General features: G+C 69.4%; 19 protein-coding genes. 11 read left to right on the forward strand and 8 right to left on the reverse strand.

Going from position 1 to position 18,622, the window contains the following annotated elements:
• Nucleotides 1-31 precede the first annotated feature (31 nt).
• Nucleotides 32-1,054, forward strand: a complete 1,023-nt coding sequence (gene zapE / locus ABD798_RS36650; RefSeq protein ID WP_344886121.1) for a cell division protein ZapE — start codon at nucleotides 32-34, stop codon at nucleotides 1,052-1,054.
• Nucleotides 1,055-1,075: 21 nt separating this feature from the next.
• The gene (locus ABD798_RS36655; protein ID WP_344886124.1) at nucleotides 1,076-2,707 is read left to right on the forward strand and encodes an ABC-F family ATP-binding cassette domain-containing protein; all 1,632 of its coding nucleotides are present in this window, start codon (nucleotides 1,076-1,078) and stop codon (nucleotides 2,705-2,707) included.
• Here the strand turns inward: ABD798_RS36655 and ABD798_RS36660 are convergent.
• Nucleotides 2,692-3,561, reverse strand: a complete 870-nt coding sequence (locus ABD798_RS36660; RefSeq protein WP_344886127.1) for a peptidoglycan recognition protein family protein — start codon at nucleotides 3,559-3,561, stop codon at nucleotides 2,692-2,694. The genes ABD798_RS36655 and ABD798_RS36660 overlap by 16 nt on opposite strands.
• 298 nt (nucleotides 3,562-3,859) lie before the next feature.
• Nucleotides 3,860-5,113, reverse strand: coding sequence for an ornithine--oxo-acid transaminase (gene rocD, locus ABD798_RS36665; RefSeq protein WP_344886130.1), 1,254 nt, complete (start codon nucleotides 5,111-5,113; stop codon nucleotides 3,860-3,862).
• A gap of 283 nt (nucleotides 5,114-5,396) precedes the next feature.
• On the opposite strand from rocD, the gene ABD798_RS36670 reads away from it, so the two are divergent.
• The 4 genes from ABD798_RS36670 (at nucleotide 5,397) to ABD798_RS36685 (ending at nucleotide 8,278) form a co-directional block, all read left to right on the forward strand.
• The gene (locus ABD798_RS36670; protein ID WP_344886133.1) at nucleotides 5,397-6,551 is read left to right on the forward strand and encodes a lactonase family protein; all 1,155 of its coding nucleotides are present in this window, start codon (nucleotides 5,397-5,399) and stop codon (nucleotides 6,549-6,551) included.
• 167 nt (nucleotides 6,552-6,718) lie between these two features.
• Complete coding sequence (locus tag ABD798_RS36675) at nucleotides 6,719-7,489, forward strand: SGNH/GDSL hydrolase family protein (protein ID WP_344886137.1); 771 nt, start codon at nucleotides 6,719-6,721, stop codon at nucleotides 7,487-7,489.
• 250 nt (nucleotides 7,490-7,739) lie between these two features.
• Complete coding sequence (locus tag ABD798_RS36680; protein ID WP_344886140.1) at nucleotides 7,740-8,024, forward strand: hypothetical protein; 285 nt, start codon at nucleotides 7,740-7,742, stop codon at nucleotides 8,022-8,024.
• Complete coding sequence (locus tag ABD798_RS36685) at nucleotides 8,021-8,278, forward strand: hypothetical protein (protein WP_344886143.1); 258 nt, start codon at nucleotides 8,021-8,023, stop codon at nucleotides 8,276-8,278. The genes ABD798_RS36680 and ABD798_RS36685 overlap by 4 nt, the downstream gene beginning before the upstream one ends.
• Here the strand turns inward: ABD798_RS36685 and ABD798_RS36690 are convergent.
• Complete coding sequence (locus tag ABD798_RS36690; protein ID WP_344886146.1) at nucleotides 8,260-9,021, reverse strand: AraC family transcriptional regulator; 762 nt, start codon at nucleotides 9,019-9,021, stop codon at nucleotides 8,260-8,262. The two genes, ABD798_RS36685 and ABD798_RS36690, sit on opposite strands and share 19 nt — an antisense overlap.
• Nucleotides 9,022-9,076: 55 nt before the next feature.
• On the opposite strand from ABD798_RS36690, the gene ABD798_RS36695 reads away from it, so the two are divergent.
• The 4 genes from ABD798_RS36695 to ABD798_RS36710 all read left to right on the forward strand — a co-directional run bounded on the left by ABD798_RS36695 (nucleotide 9,077) and on the right by ABD798_RS36710 (nucleotide 11,537).
• Nucleotides 9,077-9,646 carry a class I SAM-dependent methyltransferase gene (locus ABD798_RS36695; protein WP_344886149.1) on the forward strand — a complete coding sequence of 190 codons (570 nt, stop codon included), beginning with the start codon at nucleotides 9,077-9,079 and terminating at the stop codon, nucleotides 9,644-9,646.
• Between the two features lie 54 nt (nucleotides 9,647-9,700).
• A complete protein-coding gene (locus tag ABD798_RS36700) occupies nucleotides 9,701-10,393 on the forward strand; it encodes a YidC/Oxa1 family membrane protein insertase (protein WP_344886152.1) in 693 nt (230 codons plus the stop codon).
• Nucleotides 10,394-10,415: 22 nt separating this feature from the next.
• Nucleotides 10,416-10,727, forward strand: coding sequence for a divalent-cation tolerance protein CutA (gene cutA / locus ABD798_RS36705; protein WP_344886155.1), 312 nt, complete (start codon nucleotides 10,416-10,418; stop codon nucleotides 10,725-10,727).
• 543 nt (nucleotides 10,728-11,270) lie between these two features.
• Entirely contained in the window at nucleotides 11,271-11,537 is a 267-nt protein-coding gene (locus ABD798_RS36710) for a hypothetical protein (RefSeq protein ID WP_344886158.1), read from the forward strand.
• A gap of 21 nt (nucleotides 11,538-11,558) precedes the next feature.
• Here the strand turns inward: ABD798_RS36710 and ABD798_RS36715 are convergent, their stop codons facing one another.
• The 4 genes from ABD798_RS36715 to ABD798_RS36730 form a co-directional block, all read right to left on the reverse strand.
• Nucleotides 11,559-12,494, reverse strand: coding sequence for an endonuclease/exonuclease/phosphatase family protein (locus tag ABD798_RS36715; RefSeq protein WP_344886161.1), 936 nt, complete (start codon nucleotides 12,492-12,494; stop codon nucleotides 11,559-11,561).
• Between the two features lie 361 nt (nucleotides 12,495-12,855).
• Nucleotides 12,856-13,260, reverse strand: a complete 405-nt coding sequence (locus tag ABD798_RS36720; RefSeq protein ID WP_344886164.1) for a hypothetical protein — start codon at nucleotides 13,258-13,260, stop codon at nucleotides 12,856-12,858.
• Nucleotides 13,261-13,742: 482 nt separating this feature from the next.
• Complete coding sequence (locus ABD798_RS36725) at nucleotides 13,743-13,970, reverse strand: hypothetical protein (RefSeq protein ID WP_086825570.1); 228 nt, start codon at nucleotides 13,968-13,970, stop codon at nucleotides 13,743-13,745.
• A 73-nt stretch (nucleotides 13,971-14,043) separates the two neighbouring features.
• Nucleotides 14,044-15,594, reverse strand: a complete 1,551-nt coding sequence (locus tag ABD798_RS36730; RefSeq protein WP_344886168.1) for an alkaline phosphatase D family protein — start codon at nucleotides 15,592-15,594, stop codon at nucleotides 14,044-14,046.
• 149 nt (nucleotides 15,595-15,743) lie between these two features.
• On the opposite strand from ABD798_RS36730, the gene ABD798_RS36735 reads away from it, so the two are divergent.
• Nucleotides 15,744-16,784: a terpene synthase family protein gene (locus ABD798_RS36735; RefSeq protein ID WP_344886171.1), complete on the forward strand. Its 1,041-nt coding sequence runs from the start codon at nucleotides 15,744-15,746 to the stop codon at nucleotides 16,782-16,784.
• On the opposite strand, the gene ABD798_RS36740 is transcribed toward ABD798_RS36735, so the two are convergent.
• Nucleotides 16,748-18,619 carry a hypothetical protein gene (locus ABD798_RS36740; RefSeq protein ID WP_344886174.1) on the reverse strand — a complete coding sequence of 624 codons (1,872 nt, stop codon included), beginning with the start codon at nucleotides 18,617-18,619 and terminating at the stop codon, nucleotides 16,748-16,750. The two genes, ABD798_RS36735 and ABD798_RS36740, sit on opposite strands and share 37 nt — an antisense overlap.
• Nucleotides 18,620-18,622: the final 3 nt, after the last annotated feature.

The raw sequence follows: 18,622 nt of genomic DNA on the forward strand, positions 1-18,622 counted from the left end.
TCCGCTCGCCCGCCCGGGATAGGCTCGCCTCATGTCCGCGCCCCGCCTGGTGGACCGGTTGCCGGAGGTCAGCACCGATGAGCTGGTCGCGGCGATGGTCCCGCCCCCGATGTTCGACTCGGTGTCCTTCGACAGCTACCTGCCGAGCCCGACCGAACCCAGTCAGGCGACAGCACTCGAACGGGGGAGGTCCTTCGCGGAGCGGGTCGTGCAGGCCGAGCGCGCCAAGTCGTGGTGGAGCAGCCTTTTCGGCGTCGGGAAGGCTGAGGGCGGCAAGCCCGGCCTGTACCTCGACGGGGGTTTCGGCGTCGGCAAGACGCACCTGCTGGCCTCGATCTGGCACGCCGCGCCCGAGCCCAAGTCCTACGGCACCTTCGTCGAGCTGACCCACCTCGTCGGCGCGCTCGGCTTCGGTGAGGCGGTGCGGCGGCTGTCCGAGCACAAGCTGCTGGCCATCGACGAGTTCGAGCTGGACGACCCCGGCGACACGATGCTGGTGACCCGTCTGCTGGCGAAGCTGACCGACGCCGGGGTGCACGTGGCCGCGACCTCGAACACGTTGCCGGACAAGCTCGGTGAGGGCCGTTTCGCCGCCGACAGCTTCCTCCGCGAGATCCAGGCGCTGTCCGCGCGCTTCGACGTGGCGCGTGTCGACGGCCCCGACTACCGCCACCGCGGCCTGCCGGAGGCACCGGAGCCGTTGACCGACGAGGACCTCGCGCTGCGGGCCAAGGAGACCGAGGGCGCGACCCTGGACTCCTTCGACGAGCTGTGCGGGCATCTGGCTCGCCTGCACCCCTCGCGCTACGGGCGCCTCGTCGACGGTGTGCCGCTCGTGCTGATCAGCGGGGTGCGCGCGGCGGCTGACCAGGACGTCGCGCTGCGGCTGGTGGTGTTCGCGGACCGCATGTACGACCGCAACATCCCCATCGCGGTGTCCGGCAGCCCGTTGTCGGCGATGTTCACCGAGGAGATGCTGCGCGGCGGCTACCGCAAGAAGTACCTGCGCGCGATCAGCAGGCTCACGGCCCTGTCGCGGATGGCGAATCGATAACCGTTCGCGCCCTGTTGCATCATGGGGACCGTGGGATATCTCGACGCGGCTGGTCTGTCCTATCACCTCTCGGACGGACGGGAGCTGTTCCGGGACGTCGCCATCAAGGTCAACGCGGGCACGGTCGTCGCGCTCGTCGGCTCCAACGGCGCCGGCAAGACGACGCTGCTGCGCCTGCTCTCCGGCGAGCTGAAGCCCGACGAGGGCTCGGTCGTGGCCCACGGCGGCCTCGCGGTGATGTCGCAGTTCATCGGCTCCGTTCGCGACGAGCAGACCGTGCGCGACCTGCTGCTCTCCGTGTCGCCGCAAGCACTTCGCGATGCGGCGGCGGAACTCGACGAGGTCGAGCTGAAGCTGATGGACACCGACGACGAGCCGACGCAGATGCGCTACGCGAACGCGCTGGCGAACTGGGGCGAGGTCGGCGGCTACGACGCCGAGGTGCTCTGGGACACCGTGACCGTCTCGGCGATGGGCGTGCCCTTCGACCGCGCGCAGCACCGTGGCGTGAAGACTCTCTCCGGCGGTGAGCAGAAGCGGCTCGTGCTGGAGACGCTGTTCCGGGGCCGCGAGCAGGTGCTGCTGCTCGACGAGCCGGACAACTACCTCGACGTGCCCGGAAAGCGTTGGCTGGAACAGAAGCTGGCCGAGACCGACAAGGCCGTCCTGGTCGTCTCGCACGACCGCGAACTGCTCGCCATCGCGGCGACTCACGTGGTGACCGTCGAGGCGCGGACGGCGTGGACGCACGTCGGCAGCTTCGGCACCTGGCACGCGGCGCGGGAAGCCCGGTGGGAGCGCGTCGCTGAGCTGCACAAGCGCTGGGACGAGGACCACCAGAAGCTCAAGGACCTCGTGCGCACCCTGCGCGATCAGGCCGCGAGCAGCCCTGACATGGCTTCGCGGTACCGCGCGATGCAGACGCGCCTGCGGAAGTTCGAGGAGGCCGGGAAGCCGCCGGAGATGCCGCAGGAGGAGAAGGTCACGCCGCGTCTGCGCGGTGGTCGCACTGGCCTCCGCGCGATCACGTGCGAGCGGCTGGAGCTGACCGGGCTCATGAAGCCCTTCGACCTGGAGGTCTTCTTCACCGACCGCGTCGCCGTGTTGGGCTCCAACGGTTCCGGCAAGAGCCACTTCCTGAGGTTGTTGGCGGACAAGGGTTCCGTGCCGCACACCGGCGACTGTCGGTTGGGCGCTCGCGTTGAGCCGGGACTTTTCGCGCAGACCCACGAGCATCCCGAGTGGGTCGGCAAGACGCTCACCGAAGTGCTGTGGCACGGCGATGATCAGCGCACGGGGCTGGATCGCGGCAAGGCGATGGGCGCGCTTCGGCGCTACGGGCTCGAAGCTTCGGGCGACCAACGCTTCGAGACGCTGTCCGGTGGTCAGCAGGCGCGGTTCCAGATTCTGTTGCTGGAGTTGACCGGCGCCACGCTGCTGCTGCTCGACGAGCCGACCGACAACCTCGACCTGACTTCGGCCGAGGCGTTGCAGAACGCGCTGGAGCAGTTCACCGGCACCGTCGTCGCGGTGACGCACGACCGGTGGTTCGCTCGGTCGTTCGACCGCTTCGTGGTGTTCCGCTCGGACGGTTCGGTGGTCGAGTCGGATGAGCCGGTTTGGGACGAGGCCCGGGTTCAGCGCGCACGTTGACCCTTCACCAGTCTGACCACCTCGGCCCGCACCGTGTCGAACTGCGCGGCGAACGCCTCGCCGGGGCACGCCGTGCCGACCCAGTCGCGGTGCCTGCTGATCATCGGTTTCGTGACGCGGGCACCGTTGTCCGGGTTGACGTACTCGAAGTCCGCCGCCGGGTCCAACCCGCACAGCACGCTCAGCCCGGCCAGGGTGCGCACCAGGCTCGACCGCGCGCCCGCGCCGGGCTGCACCGCCGTCATGTCGCCCAGCAGGCAGATCCCGATGTTGCCCATGTTGTGGCCCGAGACGTGGCCTCCGGTCACCACAAGGGGTTTGCGGCCCTGGACCGGGTGCGCGTCGAAGATCGGCACCGCGTCACGGCCGGAGTAACGGCCTTCGTACACAACGCCTTCCGGGTCGATCACCAAGTGGTAGCCGATGTCCGCCCACTGCCTGCGCACCGCGTGCAGCTCGTGGATGCCGCGCACCGTCGCGTTCCGGTCCGCCTCCACCGGCAGCGCCGAGTGGTGCACCACCAGCCCCTGCACCGGTGAGAACCGCAACGCCCACGCCTCCGAGCCGTCCGGCTTCACCCTGACCGCTTCGTTCGCGCCCCACTCCGCCCGCTTGCGCGCCGTGATCGTCAGGTCGCTCCGCCCCGGCGGCGTCAACGCCCCCGCGTTCCGCGCCGACCGCGCTTTCCCCCGCGCCGCGCCAGCCCCCGCGCCCGCAGTACCCGCACCCGCCGATGCCGCGCCCGCAGCGCCAGTGCCCGCGTCCGCAGCACCCGCACTCGCAGCCGCGCCGCCCGTCACCAGGCCACCCGCAGCCGCAACGATTCCGCCCAGCACTGCCCGCCGCGTAGTCATCCCCACACAGTGGGCCACCCCCGCACACTCCGCCGTCCACATCACCCACCCGTGGGCCAGCCGGGGGTTCCCCAGTCTTCAAGACCACCCAACCCCCGTCTCAGCGGTCTCAAACGACGGCAAACCTCGGCCCCGCCCGCACGGACCCACCGCCGCCGCGCTCATTCCACCTGCGCGTGCACGAGGGGGTTTGTGGTGGTTGACGACCTCCGCGAGGGGGGTTTGCCGGTCTTGAAGACCGCACAACCAGACGGGCCCGCCCACCGATGAGGTGGACGGGCCCGGTGCGGGTGGTGCGTCAGGGGCGGACGATCTCGGCGATCGCGTCGACGCCGCGGTCGATCTCCTCGCGGGTGATCACCAGGGGCGGGGCGACGCGGAGGGTGTTGTCGTGCGTCTCCTTGCAGAGGATGCCGCGCGCGGCCAGCGCCTTGGACGCGTCGCGGCCGGCGGGGCCGCCGGGGGCGATCTCCACGCCCGCCCACAGGCCGCGCCCGCGGATCTGGGCGATCCCCTTGCCGACGAGGTCGTTGAGGCGGCCGTGCAGGTGGGCGCCGAGCTCGCGCGAGCGCTGCTGGAACTCACCGGTGGCGAGCAGCTTGACGACGGCTCGGCCGACGGCGCAGGCCAGCGGGTTGCCGCCGAAGGTCGAACCGTGCTCGCCGGGGCGCAGCACGCCGAGCACGTCGCGGCGGCCGACGACGGCGGAGACGGGGACGATGCCGCCGCCGAGCGCCTTGCCGAGGGTGTAGAGGTCGGCGCGCACGCCCTCGTGGTCCAGCGCGAGCAGCTCGCCGGTGCGGGCGAGGCCGGACTGGATCTCGTCGGCGATCAGCAGCACGTTGTTCTCATCGCACAGCCGCCGCAGTTCGGCGAAGTAGCCGGGCTGCGGGACGAGCACCCCGGCCTCGCCCTGGATCGGCTCGACCAGCACGGCGGCGGTGTTCGGGGTGATCGCGGCGGCCACCGCGGCGGCGTCGCCGTAGGCCGTCGCGACGAAGCCCGGGGTGTAGGGGCCGTAGTCGGCGCGGGCCACCTCGTCGTCGGAGAAGGAGACGATGGTGGTGGTGCGGCCGTGGAAGTTGGAGCCGGCGACGATGATCTGCGCCTGGTCCTTCGGCACGCCCTTGACCCGGTAGGCCCACTTGCGGGCGACCTTGATCGCGGATTCCACGGCCTCGGCGCCGGAGTTCATCGGCAGCACGAGGTCGGTCCCGGTCAGCTCGGCCAGCTCCTGGCAGAACAGGCCCAGCTGGTCGTGGTGGAACGCGCGGCTGGTCAGCGTGACGCGGCCCAGCTGCTCGACGGCGGCGGCGACCAGCGCGGGGTGGCGGTGGCCGAAGTTCAGCGCGGAGTAGCCGGAGAGGAAGTCGAGGTAGCTGCGGCCTTCCACGTCGGTCACCCACGCGCCCTCGGCGTGGGCGATGACGACCGGGAGCGGGTGGTAGTTGTGCGTGCTCCAGGTTTCGTCGAGGTCTATGAACCCAGCCGTGGATGACTCGGCCGAGGAGCTCAGCGGGCCGGTGGTCGGGCGATCGGCGATGGCGGTCATGGCGTAAGGCTAAGCCGCGCCTGCCGACGATTTCAGCCGCCAGGCGTTGCTCAAGGCAGCTGTTTGTTGCGCGATCGAGTGATTTCACGGTGATCTGTTGTGTCAAGGGCGTTCATGTTTGGTTCCACGCCCGATCTGCGCCCCTCCGGTGTCATCCGCTGGGCCGTTGGCAGGCATCCCCGCGCCCCGGGGTTGCCCGTCGCGCAATGTTTGCCATGACCCCTTCCCAACCTCAGTGGTCCAGTCCACTGTCACTGCTGCGGAACGAGCGGAGGGTGTCGGGATGATGCGGGACGGCTTCGACAGGCGGAAGTTCCTCGGAGTGCTCGGCGGAGTCGTCGGGGGGAGCGCGTTCATGACGCACGGGGCGCAGGCTTCCACCTACGACGTGGCGACGCGACGCGTGTACCTCGGCTGCTACACGCTGGGCGCGGGCGGCGGCAAGGGGATCGGCCTGGCCGACGCCGACGCCCAGACCGGGGCGCTCAAGGTCGTCTCGACCCTGGAGGGCGTGGTCAACCCGTCCTTCCTCACCCTCGCGCCGAACCGCAGGACCGTCTACGCGGTCAACGAGACGACCGAGGGCAGGGTCAGCGCGTTCGCGGTGGACGCAGGCGGCGGGCTCAGGTCGCTCGGCTCGCAGTCCGCGCTCGGCGCCGACCCGTGCCACCTCGCCGTCCACCCCACCGGGCGCTACGTGCTGACGGCCAACTACTCCTCCGGCTCGGTCGCCGTGCACCCGATCCGCGAGGGCGGCGCGCTCGGCCCGGCGACAGATCTTGTGCAGCACAAGGGTTCTGGGCCGGACCCGGACCGCCAGAAGGGGCCGCACGCGCACCAGGTGCTCACCGATCCGAGCGGTCGCTGGGTGCACGCGGTCGACCTCGGAACCGACTCGGTCTACGTCTACCGACTGGACCTGGGCACCGGGAAGTTGCAGCGGCACTCGCAGGCGAAGCTCAAGCCAGGAGCTGGGCCGAGGCACATCGCCTTCCACCCCAACGGAACCGCCGCCTACGTGGCCAACGAGCTCGACTCGACGATCACCGTGTGCGCGTGGGACGCGACGACCGGCAAGCTCACGCCGGGTGCGAGCCTGCCGACCGCGCCCGCAGGCGGCTCGGTGCGCAACTACCCGGCGGAGGTGACCGTCTCCTCGGACGGGCGCTTCGTCTACCTCTCCAACCGTGGCCACGACAGCATCGCGATCTTCGCCGTCGGGGGTTCCGGTCGTGCGCTCAAGCCGGTCGCGACGCCCTCGTGCGGTGGTGCGTGGCCTCGCCACATCGTGCTCACCAACGACGGCCGTTTCCTCTACGTGGCCAACGAGCGCTCGCCCGGCGTCGCCCTGTTCAAGGTGGACCGGGGCACCGGCGGACTCACCCAGGTCGGTGGCCAGCTCAGCACGCCAAGGCCGGTGTGCGTGACGCCAGCCTGAAGTCGTCGGGCGGATGGAGCAGGTGCCGAGAGCTGTTCAGGCTAATTTCGGATGACCCGCGAATTCTGCATCTTCCTCCCCGCGACGGCGCGTGCTACTCATGAGTTATGTGCTAGGTCACACAACGTCGTGGGGAGGCCCTTGTGGGCGCAAAGGCAATTTTCGCGGTGGCAGCCGCGGCCATCTCGTTAAGCATTGTCGCCGCGGCGCCCGCAATTGCGGCTCCGAAGGCGGCGGAGAACTACGTCGCGCTCGGCGACTCGTTCGATTCCGGGGTGGGCACCCGGACCTACGATTCCTCCAGCGGTGACTGCCGCAGGAGCCCGGTCGCCTACGCTCCGCTGTGGGCCAAGGCCAACAGCCCGGCCTCCTTCAAGTTCCTCGCCTGCTCCGGCGCGCGCACGGCGGACGTGCAGAACCAGGCCGACCAGCTCTCCGCGTCCACCTCGCTGATCAGCCTGTCCGCGGGCGGCAACGACATCGGCTTCGCCAGCGTGCTCACCTCCTGCCAGCTCGGCAGCGACCAGAGCTGCTTCGACAAGGTCGCCGAGGCCGTCAACCAGGCGCGCACCACCCTGCCCGGCAGGCTCGACGCCACCTACTCGAAGGTCAAGTCGAAGGCGCCGTCGGCCAAGGTCGTCGTGTTCAACTACCCCCGCCTGTTCGACCTGGGCTCCTGCGGCCTCGGTGGGCTGAGCAAGGCCAAGCGGGAGCGGCTGAACCAGGCCGCGGACACCCTCTCCGGCATCATCTCCGGCCGGGTCTCGGCGGCGGGCTTCCGCTTCGCCGACATCCGCGACCGGTTCAACGGACACGGCATCTGCTCCAGCTCGGAATGGCTCAACGGCCTGTCCTGGCCGATCAACGAGTCCTACCACCCGAACACGAACGGGCATTCCCAGGGCTACCTCGCGGCGTTCAAGGCCGCTATCGGGTGACTTTTCGGGTTCACTCCGCCGCCGTCCTCGTCGAGGGCGGCGGCGGTTTTTTGTGGACACTCTGTGAATGGGTTGCGCCAAACCGGCTAGTCCTTTTTCTTGTGAGGGGAAGGTCTTGACTTGACCGCCGTGGCTCCATTCTTTTCCGCGAGTACTCCGTAGCGGTGACCCGCGCGCGCGGGAGCCGCCGGAGCTGGCACGATCAAGGGGTACGCGTCCGGGGCCGGGAGCTGGCGAGGAGGGTTAGGCGTTGACAACGCTGGAGACCGGGACCGAGGTGCTGTACGCCCTCGCCGACCGTGCCGGGGAGTGCGCCGGGGAGACAGCGGCGCACCGAGAAGCCGCCGAACACGCGCACGCGGAGATGGTGCTGGCGTGGGTCGGCTCGACCCATCCGGAAGCCGCGACCGCCCAGGCCTACGCCGCGACGGGCGTCCAGAAGATCAACGACGCGGTCTACCGGCTGCACCGCGCGGCCGAGCTGCTGCGCGAGGCCGCCGTTCGCGAACACCTCGCGCGGGAGGAGGGCGAATGACCACCGTCGGCGCACTGCTGCACCGCCTGACCACCGCGCGCGGCACGCTCCCCGAGGAACAGCTGCGCGAGCTGGCCGAGCGCATCCTCGACGAACTGCGGCCGCAGTTGAACTCGGTGATGGACCCCGGAACGGGCTACGAGTTGCAGGACGCGATGGCCCTGCTGGGCGCGGCGGCGGGAGATCTCCTCGCCGCCGCCGACGACTTCGCGCTGGCCAAGGAACGAACAGACACCTACCTCTGCGCGAAGTAGCTGCCGGGGGAGACCCCGAAGGCGCGACGGAACGCGGCGACGAACGCGCTTGCTGTGCCGTAGCCGACGCGGCGGGCGACCGTGCCCACCGCCATGCCCTCCGCGAGCAGCGGTAGGGCGGCGCACATGCGGTGCTGCGCGCGCCAGTTGCCGAAGGTCATGCCGGTCTCGCTGACGAAGAGCCGGGCCAGCGTCCGTTCACTGGCCCCGGCGAAGCGACCCCAGCTCGCCAGGTCGCGGTCGTCGGCGGGATCGGCGCGCAGCGCGTCGACGACCAGGCGGGCGCGCTCGTCTGCGGGGGTCGGCAGGTCCAACGTGGTGACCGACATCGGCTCCAGCAGGTCGAAGACCACGGCCTCGGCTCGCGCCCGCGCGTCCGGGGCGATGCCGTCGCGGCTGAGGTGGTCGATCAGCCGGCGCAGCAACGGGCTGACCGCGATCACCGTCGGCTCCGTCCAGCCGATCGGGCAGTCCTGGAGCGGGAAGTAGACGCTGCGCATGACGGCGGGGCCGATCGCGGCTGTGCTGTGCTCGACGTCGGCGGGGATCCACAGCGCGCGCGTGCTCGGCAACACCCAAGTGCCGCTGTGCGCCGTCACGGTGATCACGCCGTCGGAGGCCCAGTTCAGCTGGTGCACGGGATGGGTGTGCCGCTCGAAGCGCAGACCGCCCGGCATGTCCAGGCTGCCGACCATGATCACGTTGAAGGAGGGCTCGGGAACCACGTGGCCGTTCAGCGACACAGCTTGGCAGCGTAGCTCGTAGCGGTCACCGCGTCGCCGTCCCTACGGTCGCGACATGGGGATGAACCGGTACCACCAGTGGCTGTGCAGCTCGGAGAAGTGGGCGAAGGACGTGCGGGACAGGCAGATCCCGTGGGCGTTGGAGGGGGCGGAACTCGGCGAGGACGTGCTGGAGATCGGGCCCGGCTACGGCGCCACGACGAGCGCGCTCGTGGACCTGGTGCCGAAGTTGACCTCGGTGGAGATCGACGAGGCGATGGCGGCGCGGCTGGAGCGGCTGCACGGTGGCCGGGTGCGCGTGCTCCAGGGGGACGGGACCGCGCTTCCCTTGCCGGACAAGGACTTCAGCGCGGTCGTGTGCTTCACGATGCTGCACCACGTTCCGACGGCGCGCTTGCAGGACAAGCTCTTCGCCGAGGCGTTCCGGGTGCTGCGGCCCGGCGGTGTGTTCACCGGTTCGGACGGCGTTCACTCGCTGGGCTTCCGCTTGATCCACATCGGTGACACCTTCAACCCCGTCGACCCGGACACGCTGCCCGCGAGGCTGCGCGAGGCGGGCTTCGACAGGGTAGAAATGACCGTGCGCCCGAAGGAGAAGATGCGTTTCCGGGCGCACAAGGGCTGAACTGGGGGCGCGCGTGACCGTCTACTGTGGACTCGGCAGCGGGGCGGCCGGCGGATGAGCGACGTCCTTGACGCGATCTTCGGCGCCCCGGTCGAGGGCGCCTACCACCTCGTCAGCGCCATCGCCGGGGCCGTCCGGCCGCTGCTCGGCGGCGCAGCGACGGTCGCCGCGATCGTGCTGTTCACCATGGCGGTGCGAATCCTGTTGCTGCCCTTGGGTTTCGCCCAGGCCAAGGCCGAGCGCAAGCGCGAGGTGCTGCTGCCCCAGCTGAAGAAGCTCCAAGAGGAGCACAAGGACGACCCGGAGCGCCTGCAACGCGAGACGTTGGAGTTCTACCGCTCGTCCGGGATCTTCGTCGGAATGCTGCCGACGCTCGCGCAGATCCCGTTCTTCGTGGTGATGTACCGGTTGTTCAGCACGCCCGCGGTCAACGGCCACGCCAACGACCTGCTCACCCAGGACGTGCTCGGCGTGCCGCTCGGCTCCTACGTCTTCGGCGTGGGCTTCAGCGCGGAGGCCGTCGTGGTCTTCGGCGCGCTGCTCGGGCTGATCTTCCTGGTCGGTTGGTGGAGCGCGCGCAGGCAACCGCCGGGCGGGCCGGGGTGCCTGCGGCTGGTGCACCACGTGACCCTGGTGATCGCGTTGTTCGTCCCGCTCGCGGCTGGTGTCTACCTACTGGTCACAACGGCGTGGACCGCTGTACAACGAGCGATCCTCTTGCGTGACAAGCACAGTGCTTCGTCCTAGCCTCGTCGCTGTGGGACACCTGATGGTTTTCACGACCCTGGACAGCGCCGACGCGGCCGAGGACCTCGCGCGCTCGCTGGTCACCGACGGGCTCGCCGCGTGCGTGCAGGTCGTCGGCCCGGTGCGCAGCGTCTACCGGTGGCAGGGCGAGGTGTGCGCCGACCAGGAGTGGCAGCTGGTGATCAAGACCGCCGAGGACCGCATGGACGCGCTGACCAAGCACGTGCACGCGCACCACTCCTACGAGGTGCCCGAGGTCGTCGCCGTGCCGATCACCGACGGCTCCGCCGACTACCTCGCATGGGTCACCGCGCAGACCCGCCCGCTCCAGTGATCGTGTGCGGTCAGCCACTTCGCGATTTCGTGAGGATTTCTCTAAGTAGGGTCGAGTTTAACCTCGTAGGCCTCTGAGCTGCCATGATGCCGAGTTGCGCATTGATGTTCGCGTTTGCCGTGTCGGGTACGGTAATTTCGACATCAGTGGAAGCTAATTTATTGAGGATGTATGAAAAAGATTGGATCGGTCTTCGCGTTTTCCGTGCTTCTGTGCAGCGGGCTCGTCGGCTCAGCACCCGCGAGCGCGGAGCCGAGGGACTGCACCACCTACATCTTGAACCCCCCAGGGACATGGGGCGACGGAGGTGCCTACTGCCGCTCGGGCCGCGGTGGGTTCAGGGTCAGGGTCAACTGCGACGGCCCGCTCTGGTTCAACTACGACCGCTTCGGCAACTGGATGAATCCGGGCTCGGACTTCAGCAGAGCCAGGTGCGACTGGGGTGACGACGCGTTGAGCGCGGCCTGGGAACTCCGGAACTAGCCCGCGCGGCTGAGCATGGGCGGCACGTCGGCGATCGCCTTGGCCGGCAAGGAGATCGCGGTGCGCATGACGCGTGCCGAGCGGGTCGTGCCCGTCGGGCGAGGTGACCACGAGGCGAGCCCTGGACGGCAGGTCCAGCCACAGGCCGTCCGGCCACACTGGCACCGGCCGGGCCATCGGACCGAGCGCTCCGGCGAACGCGCGCAGCGGCCACGGCGCCGGATCCTCCACGGCTACGATCGGCAGGCCTGCACACGGCGGCTGCTCGGCGATCTGCCGGTGGATCGGGACGCCGCGGTCGCGGTCGACCGTGATCGGCAGGCGTAGTTCTGTCATCTCAAAGCCGTCTCAGCCGACCGAGCCTGCGACGGGGAAATGGTCGGAGTACTCGTCGTCGGTGCGCACGACCACGCCGAGCACCCGCACCTTCCATTCCGGCGACTTCACCAGCAGCGTCTCGTTGCGCCACGCCGTCCCCGATCCGCGCCTGAGCAACACGTAGTCCAAGTGCTCCTCGGCCGAGCCGCCCGCCATGGAGTTCCGCGACGGCGACCACGACGGAGGGCCGTCGTAGGACGTCGGTGCGAGCGCGTCGAGGTCGCGGAGCATGTCCGCGTACTCCGGCCCGTCGCGGTGCACGTTGAGGTCGCCCGCGATGATCGTGGTCCCGGTGGCGTGCTGGTCCAGGTAGGAGTCGATCTCGCGGAACTGCTCCGCGCGCAGCTGCTTCGCCCGCCCGGCCGGGCACGTGCTGTCGTCGGCTTGGACGTGCGTGCCGACCACGTTCACCGCCAGCCCGCGCACAGTGATCTTCGCGTGGGCGAAACCCTTGCTGGAGAAGCCGTCCGCGCCGCAGCCGTTGGTGAAGACGTACTGGTTGCGCGTGGTGATCGGGTACTTGCTGACGATCGCGACGCCGCCGTCCTCCAGGTCGAACTGCGGATCGCCGTAGGTTCCGTCCCACCCCGCGTCGCCCCGGCCGACCACCGGCGTCTGGTACGGGTACTCCGCGCGCAGCCCTTGCAGGAGCTTCTCCGACGCCGGGTTGTCGAAGACCTCGTTGAGCACGACCACGTCGTAGCCCTTGACGTAGCTCGCCGCCGCGATGAGCCCGGCCCGGGTGTCCTGGGCGTCCGTCGGGGCGGCGATCTTCGGCAGGAACTTGACGTTGTGCGTGAGCACGCGCACCGGCGGAGACTCCGCTGATGCGGCAGCCGGTAACGGCACGCTCAGCAGCACTGCGGTGAGCAACCCAGGGGTGAGCGACAGGCTCCAGCGACGCATCCCGACCTCCAGCTCGCAAGGTGAACGTGACTCACGTTAGCCCCGAAGTCGCCCTCCGCCAGGCCCGATCGCCCGGCTCGCCCCCACGTCCGCCCGCCGCGAATGCCGCGTTCGGTGCGCTGAGCTCCCTGAATGACTCATTCAGGGAGCTCAAGTACCTCAATGAGTCATTCGGGACCGTGGAGTACCTCAATGAGTCATTCAGCGCGTTGGGCGGAGGGCGCGGTGGGGTGACCAACGGCCGGTTTGGTGCGGTGAGCGCGCTGAACGGGTCGTTTGGTGCGCTCAAGGAGCTGAACGGGTCGTTTGGTGCGTTGGGGGCACCGAACGACCCGTTCAGGGTGAAAGCGACGGCGTGGGGTCAGGCGGTGGCGTGGTGGCGGCGGACCGCGTCGGAGCGCGGGTCCACGGCGGCGGCCACGACCTGGTCCACGGACATGCCGAAGCGGTGCAGTGACCGGTCGGCGAATTCCATGCAGTGCCGGGCGATCTCGGGCTGGCCGAGCACGCGGTGCGCGCGGCCGAGGCCGTGCATCACGATCGCCAGCTCGTACTCGTCGTTGTCGGTCAACGAGTTCAGGGCGTTTTCCAGACTCTGCACGGCCTGTTCGGCGCGTAGCAGCGAGCGCCCACGGTCGGTGCCCTCATGGGCCTCCGCCGCCGCCAGGTACCAGCGGCCGACCGTGATGTCGGCGCGCCCGCTCGGCAGCCCCCTGGTGCCGTGCGGCAGCGCGCGATGGGTTCCGAGGTCCTTGGAGTGCTTCACGAACTCTCCCCGTCGAACAGCTGAAGCTGAACCTAAACCTGAACTTGCGAGTCTTGGATTCACGTTGACGCCGCTGCGTGCCTGTGGTCCTTTCCGGTGCTTGTCGGCTTCCGCCTCCACTGTCCGGAGAAGCCTGCCGGAATTCTGTTGTACGTCGAGCTGAAAAGGGAATCGGCAGAGACAACCCTGATATGTAGGGCCCATCAGGAAACCGAAATCACACATTTGTACACATCCGCGTTATCGCAGGTGGGCAGCTTGTTTCGGCGCTCAAACACGACCGGCGTCCCCCGTCCGGAGGGGGTCCGGGGCGGCCCGCGCGGGCCCGGTAGCAACCCGATCGGGTCAGTCTCGTGACCGGTCGGAGACCGGACGGGCGCACCTATGCCCGAAATACGTGACCCCGCACCGATCCAGAGGGTCCTGGAGGGCCGGTGCGGGGCGTCTGTATCGAAAACGCGATGGATAGTTACCCAGGCGAACTAGCTGCAGGGCTTGAGCCGGTACTCCCAGCCGCCCTCGGGGGTGCGGTGCAGCTGGTAGTGGGTCTCGATCTTCGGCCCGCCGTGCAGGTAGGTGTGCGTCACCGTGCTGCCCGCGACCGCCCTGGCCACCGGGATCGCGTCCTCGCGCCCGTCCAGCGGCCCGCCGATGAACCGGGCGAGCGCCCGGCCGGGGCCACCGGCGTCGGGGGACAGCGGAGACGACATGATCCACTCACAATCTCGGGGCAGGCGGCAGTGGCATCAATCGTAGGGGTGAAACCCGCCTGACCGGGCGCAATCATCCACTTGGCGCACCACGCCGGTACTGCGCGGGCGACGAAGCACCACGTCGGTCCTCGTGGCTGCCGGGGCGGCCGCGGTCCACGTGGAAGGTGGTGAGCGTGCGTACCGGCGAGTAGGGGTCGCGTCGGTCCTCGATCACCCGCATGTGCGTGCTCCAGCGCCTCGGCGTGACCTCGTAGACGTCGTAGCCGTACCGGTTGCCCTCGAAGTACTTCAGGTGCGGGTTCGCCCCGCCCATCACCGGGCCGTTCGCGGCGTTCCACTCCGGCGAGTACGCGCCGGAGGTGATCGAGTGCGCGGTGAACTCCGTGCCGATCACGGGCGCGTCGGGCTCGTCGAAGTCCGGGACCACGTCGTCGACGAACGCGGAGTGCCAGTCGCCGGTGATCACCACGAGGTCCTGCATGCCGCTGCGGTGCACGTGCCCCAGCACCTCGTTGCGCTCGGCGCGGAAGCCGTCCCACTGGTCGGTGAAGTAGTAGCCGCCGCCGGGCTTGGCCAGCTGGCTGAGCATGATCGAGTTCACCCAGCAGTGCCAGGAGTCGCCCGCGGTGTCGACGCGGTTCTTCAGCCAGCTCTTCTGCGCGGCGCCGAGGATCGTGCCGTCGGGCAGGTTCTGCGCGGACCGGTATTGCCGCAGGTCGAGCACGTCCAGCTCCAGCAGGTCGCCCCAGCGCCTGGTCTGGTAGATCTGCGGGCCGGAGCCGTCGCGCAGCGGCATGTGCTCGTAGTACGCCTGGTAGGCGGCAGCGCGGCGCTTGCGGAAGGGCTCGTTGGCGGTGGTACCGCTGTAGTCGTTGGCCACCTCGTGGTCGTCCCAGGTCAGGTAGACGGGATGCGCCGCGTGCATCGCGCGCAGCGACGGGTCTCCCTTGTAGAGCGCGTGCCGCCGCCGGTAGTCGGCCAGCGTGAACACCTCGGGGCCTTCGTGGTCGCGGACGTGCTGACCGCCGACCTGGCCGTGCTCATAGATGTAATCCCCTAGATGTACAACGAAATCGAGATCTTCTCCGGCGATTCCCCTGTGCGCGGCGTAGAAACCGTCGTGGAAGGCCTGGCAGTTCGCGGACGCGAAGCGGACTTTGGCGACGGGCCCGATCGGAGCGGTCTTCGTGCGACCGGTGCGGCTGGTCTTGCCCAGCGCGGAGAAGCGGTAGTAGTAGCGCCTTCCCGGTCGCAGGCCCCGCACGGGAACGTGCACGCTGTGGCCGTGCGCGGCCGTCGCGGCGATCGTGCCGCGCGCGATCTTTCGGAGGAACAAAGGATCTTCCGCCACCACCCAGGTCACGTCGACGGAGTCCGCGAGCGGCTGCGTCAGCGAGAGCGGTTCCGGGGCGAGGCGGGTCCACAGCACGACCCCGTCCGGCAGCGGGTCGCCTGACGCCACGCCGAGCGTGAACGGCGCGGCGTCGAAGGACGCGCCGAGGTCTGCGGCGGCGGCCATGGCCTGAGCAGGGGAAAGAGCTTCGCTCAGCGGCCAGGCCGTGCCGAGCGCCCCGGCTGCGGCGGCGGAGCGGAGGAGATCACGGCGGTTCAGCTGTCTCATGGCGACACCGAACCCGGAGCGGATGGCCGCGCACTGAACGCGCGGCGTCGGCAGGGTGAAACCAGATCGGAAACCACCACGTCACCGTCCTTAATGGACTGATCGGCATTTCCCGCACGTGTCACCCGTTTGCCACGGTGTCCGGCCCAGTGGCACTGCGCTTTGATCGGCAGGTCCTGACGCCGTTGGAAGGGGTGCGCGGCATGTCGGCATATCGGCGACCGGAGATGTACCGGCCGTACCCGCTGCGGAGCAACCCCCGGACGTCGGAAGCGGCCGCGCACGCGACGGACTGGGCACGCAGGACGGGCATGCTCAAAGCACTCTGGACCGAGCGCGACATCCAGGACCTGGGCGCGGCCACCTACGCGGGGCACACCCACCCCGAAGCCGCCGAGCCCGCGTTGTTCCTGCTCAGCGAGTGGCACATCTGGGGCTTCGCGCTGGTCGAGCACTTCGGCGAGTTCCGGCGGACGCGGGATGTCGGCGCGGCCAAGCTGCTCGCCCGCCGACTGGGCGCGTGCATGACGACGGAGTCGCTGACGCCGGGCAACGCCGTGGAGCGGGGCTTGGCGGACCTGTGGCCCCGCACCACGCGCACGATGCCCGACGAGCTGCGTGAGCGCTTGCGCCGCAACCTCCAGGGCTACGCGGACGCGCACGTCGAAGAGCTGTCCAACCTCTGCCAGAACCGCGTGCCTGACCCGAGCAGCTATCTGGCGACTCGCACGCGGACCGTTGGCGCGCACTGGGCGCACGACCTGATCCGGCACCTGATCGACGGCGAGCTGCCGCAGCAGGTCTTCGCGACGTGGCCGATGCGCGCGCTGCTGGACGCGTTCTCCGAGACGCTGGGGCTCCAGTGGGACGCGTGGAGCTACGAGGAGGACGTGAGCCTCGCGGCCAAGATCAACAACGGCGTCAACGTGTACGCGCGGTTCCTGGGCTGTTCGTCGCAGCGCGCGGGCGAGGTGCTGAACAACCTCGGCACGGAACGCTTGCGCCGCTTCGAGAACCTGGCGATCACCGAGGTGCCCGCGCTCGCCGTCGAACTCGGCATGGGCCTGGCCGACGGCGAGCGCTTGCTCCGGCACATAGACCGCCTCCGCCAGTTCACGGCAGGGGCGCAGCAGTGGGTCCAGCGCGAGAGGGCTCAGCTGGTGAGCGCGAAGCCGAACTGGCTCTCGTAGACGTGATTGGGCACGTTCTCGCAGTTGCGGAACGGTGACAGGAAGTGGTCGTCCTGGTCCTTCCAGTAGCACCGGTGCAGCTCGACGGAGGGCGATGAGGGCTTGGCCGTGTAGATCCACCCCTCGACACGGTGCTTCGTCTGCCCCTCGCAGTCCTCGCGCAGCGACGTGAAGTGGTTGAGCCCCTTGGTGCTCGTGTAGGAGCAGCCGTAGAGCGGCACCGTGCCGGGCTTGGCCGAGCTTTCCAGGAAGTACCGGTGTTCCAGCGAGTAGCCCGCAGTGACCGCGCCGCTGGTGTCCCAGTGCTCGCGGCCGTCGTAGAAGCGGGAGAACGCGCGCTTGGACGTGGTCAGCGCGTACCCGAGCAGGCCGTCCGAGACCGCGCCAGCCTTGCCGTCACAGGCTTCAGTGGTCGCCGTGTAGTGCGAACCGCCTGCACGGCAACGGTATAACGGCGTCGACGGAGCGGTGGGCGGCGTGTTGTACAGCCAGCCCTCGGTGTGCAGGATCGAGTTCTGCTTGCCCTCGCAGCCCGGGTCCTTCGACAGGAACTGGTCGGTGTTTCCGTTGAGACAGCTGTAGATTCCCGTGGTCCCCTCGGCCGGAGCATCGGCCAGACCCCACAGTTTTCCTTCCACAGGGGCGAAACCGGTCGTGCGCTCAACAGCCGTTGTGGTCCGGTGCTGCGTGCCGTTGGAGTAGCCGGCCAGCGTGCTCTGCCCGGCCGTGCGACCGCCCACGCAGGTGATCAGGCGCCGCACCACCACGGCGTCGGCCCAGTCGCCCACCTTGGCCCACTGCATGTAATAGACGTAGAACTTGTCGTCCACCACCGAAGGATCGGGGCCGAGCCCGACGACCGTGGGGTAGGCGTTGCCGCGCTCGGGGTCGCGGAACAGCTGCTGCGGCGGTGTCCAACCGGTCATGCCGTTCGCGGAGTGCGAGAAGTCGAACTCCGTGATGCTGTTGCCCGCCACCATGATCGTGCCGCCGCGCGTGGTGCGCACGACGTTGGGGTGCCATGGCCCGACCGCTTCGCGCAGCGACGTCGACGGGCCGTTCTTACCGGGGGAGTTCCACGCGCCGTTGTGGTACTTCGCCCACGGGGTCACGGTTTTCCGCTTTGCCGCGTCGATGACCTCGGCCAGCGGAGCACGCGCGACGGACAGGCCGCTCGCCTTGTAGACGCCGTTGTCGAAGGAGTAGTCCGGGAAGTACACGTGCAGGTAGCCGTCACGCGCCACCAGCGAGGACGTGCCGATGTCGGCGGTCAGGTCGTGCTGGTCGGCGGTGGCGAAGTCCATGTCGGGCGCGACGATCTCGCCGAGCAGCGTGGTCACGCCCGACGCCGGGTCGTGCAGGCCGAGATGCAGATCGGAGTAGAAGTGGTGCTGCGGGCTCAGCTGGCGCTCCAGGTGCAGCACGTGCAGGACAAGGCCGCTGCCCGGGTCGCGGTACACCGGCCCGCCGCCTGCGTACTGGTAGGGCGGCGCGAGCCCGACCACCGGCTTCATGCTGACCACGCCGCCCGCGACGGGGTTGTCGAGCGTGCCGCGCGTGACCGCGACGCTCTGCGCCTGCCCACCCGAGTTCGCCAGCGCGGCCGTCGACAGGAACTTGTAGGTGCCGTTGCCCTCCGGCAGCACGCCGAAGGCTGTGTCCGGCCAGCCCTTGAGCCCGAGCCTCAGCCGTGTCGCGTTGTCGACGACGACCTGTGCCGGGCCGGTCGAGACGCGCGTGCACGGCTCGACTGCTGCTGCCTTGGCGGGCGCGGCGGCGGGGACCAACCCAGCCCCCGCCAGCGCGACCGCGATCCCCAGTACACCAAGCTTCACGCC

The organism is Allokutzneria multivorans, from assembly GCF_039537405.1.
GTDB classification, from domain to species: Bacteria; Actinomycetota; Actinomycetes; order Mycobacteriales; family Pseudonocardiaceae; genus Allokutzneria; species Allokutzneria multivorans.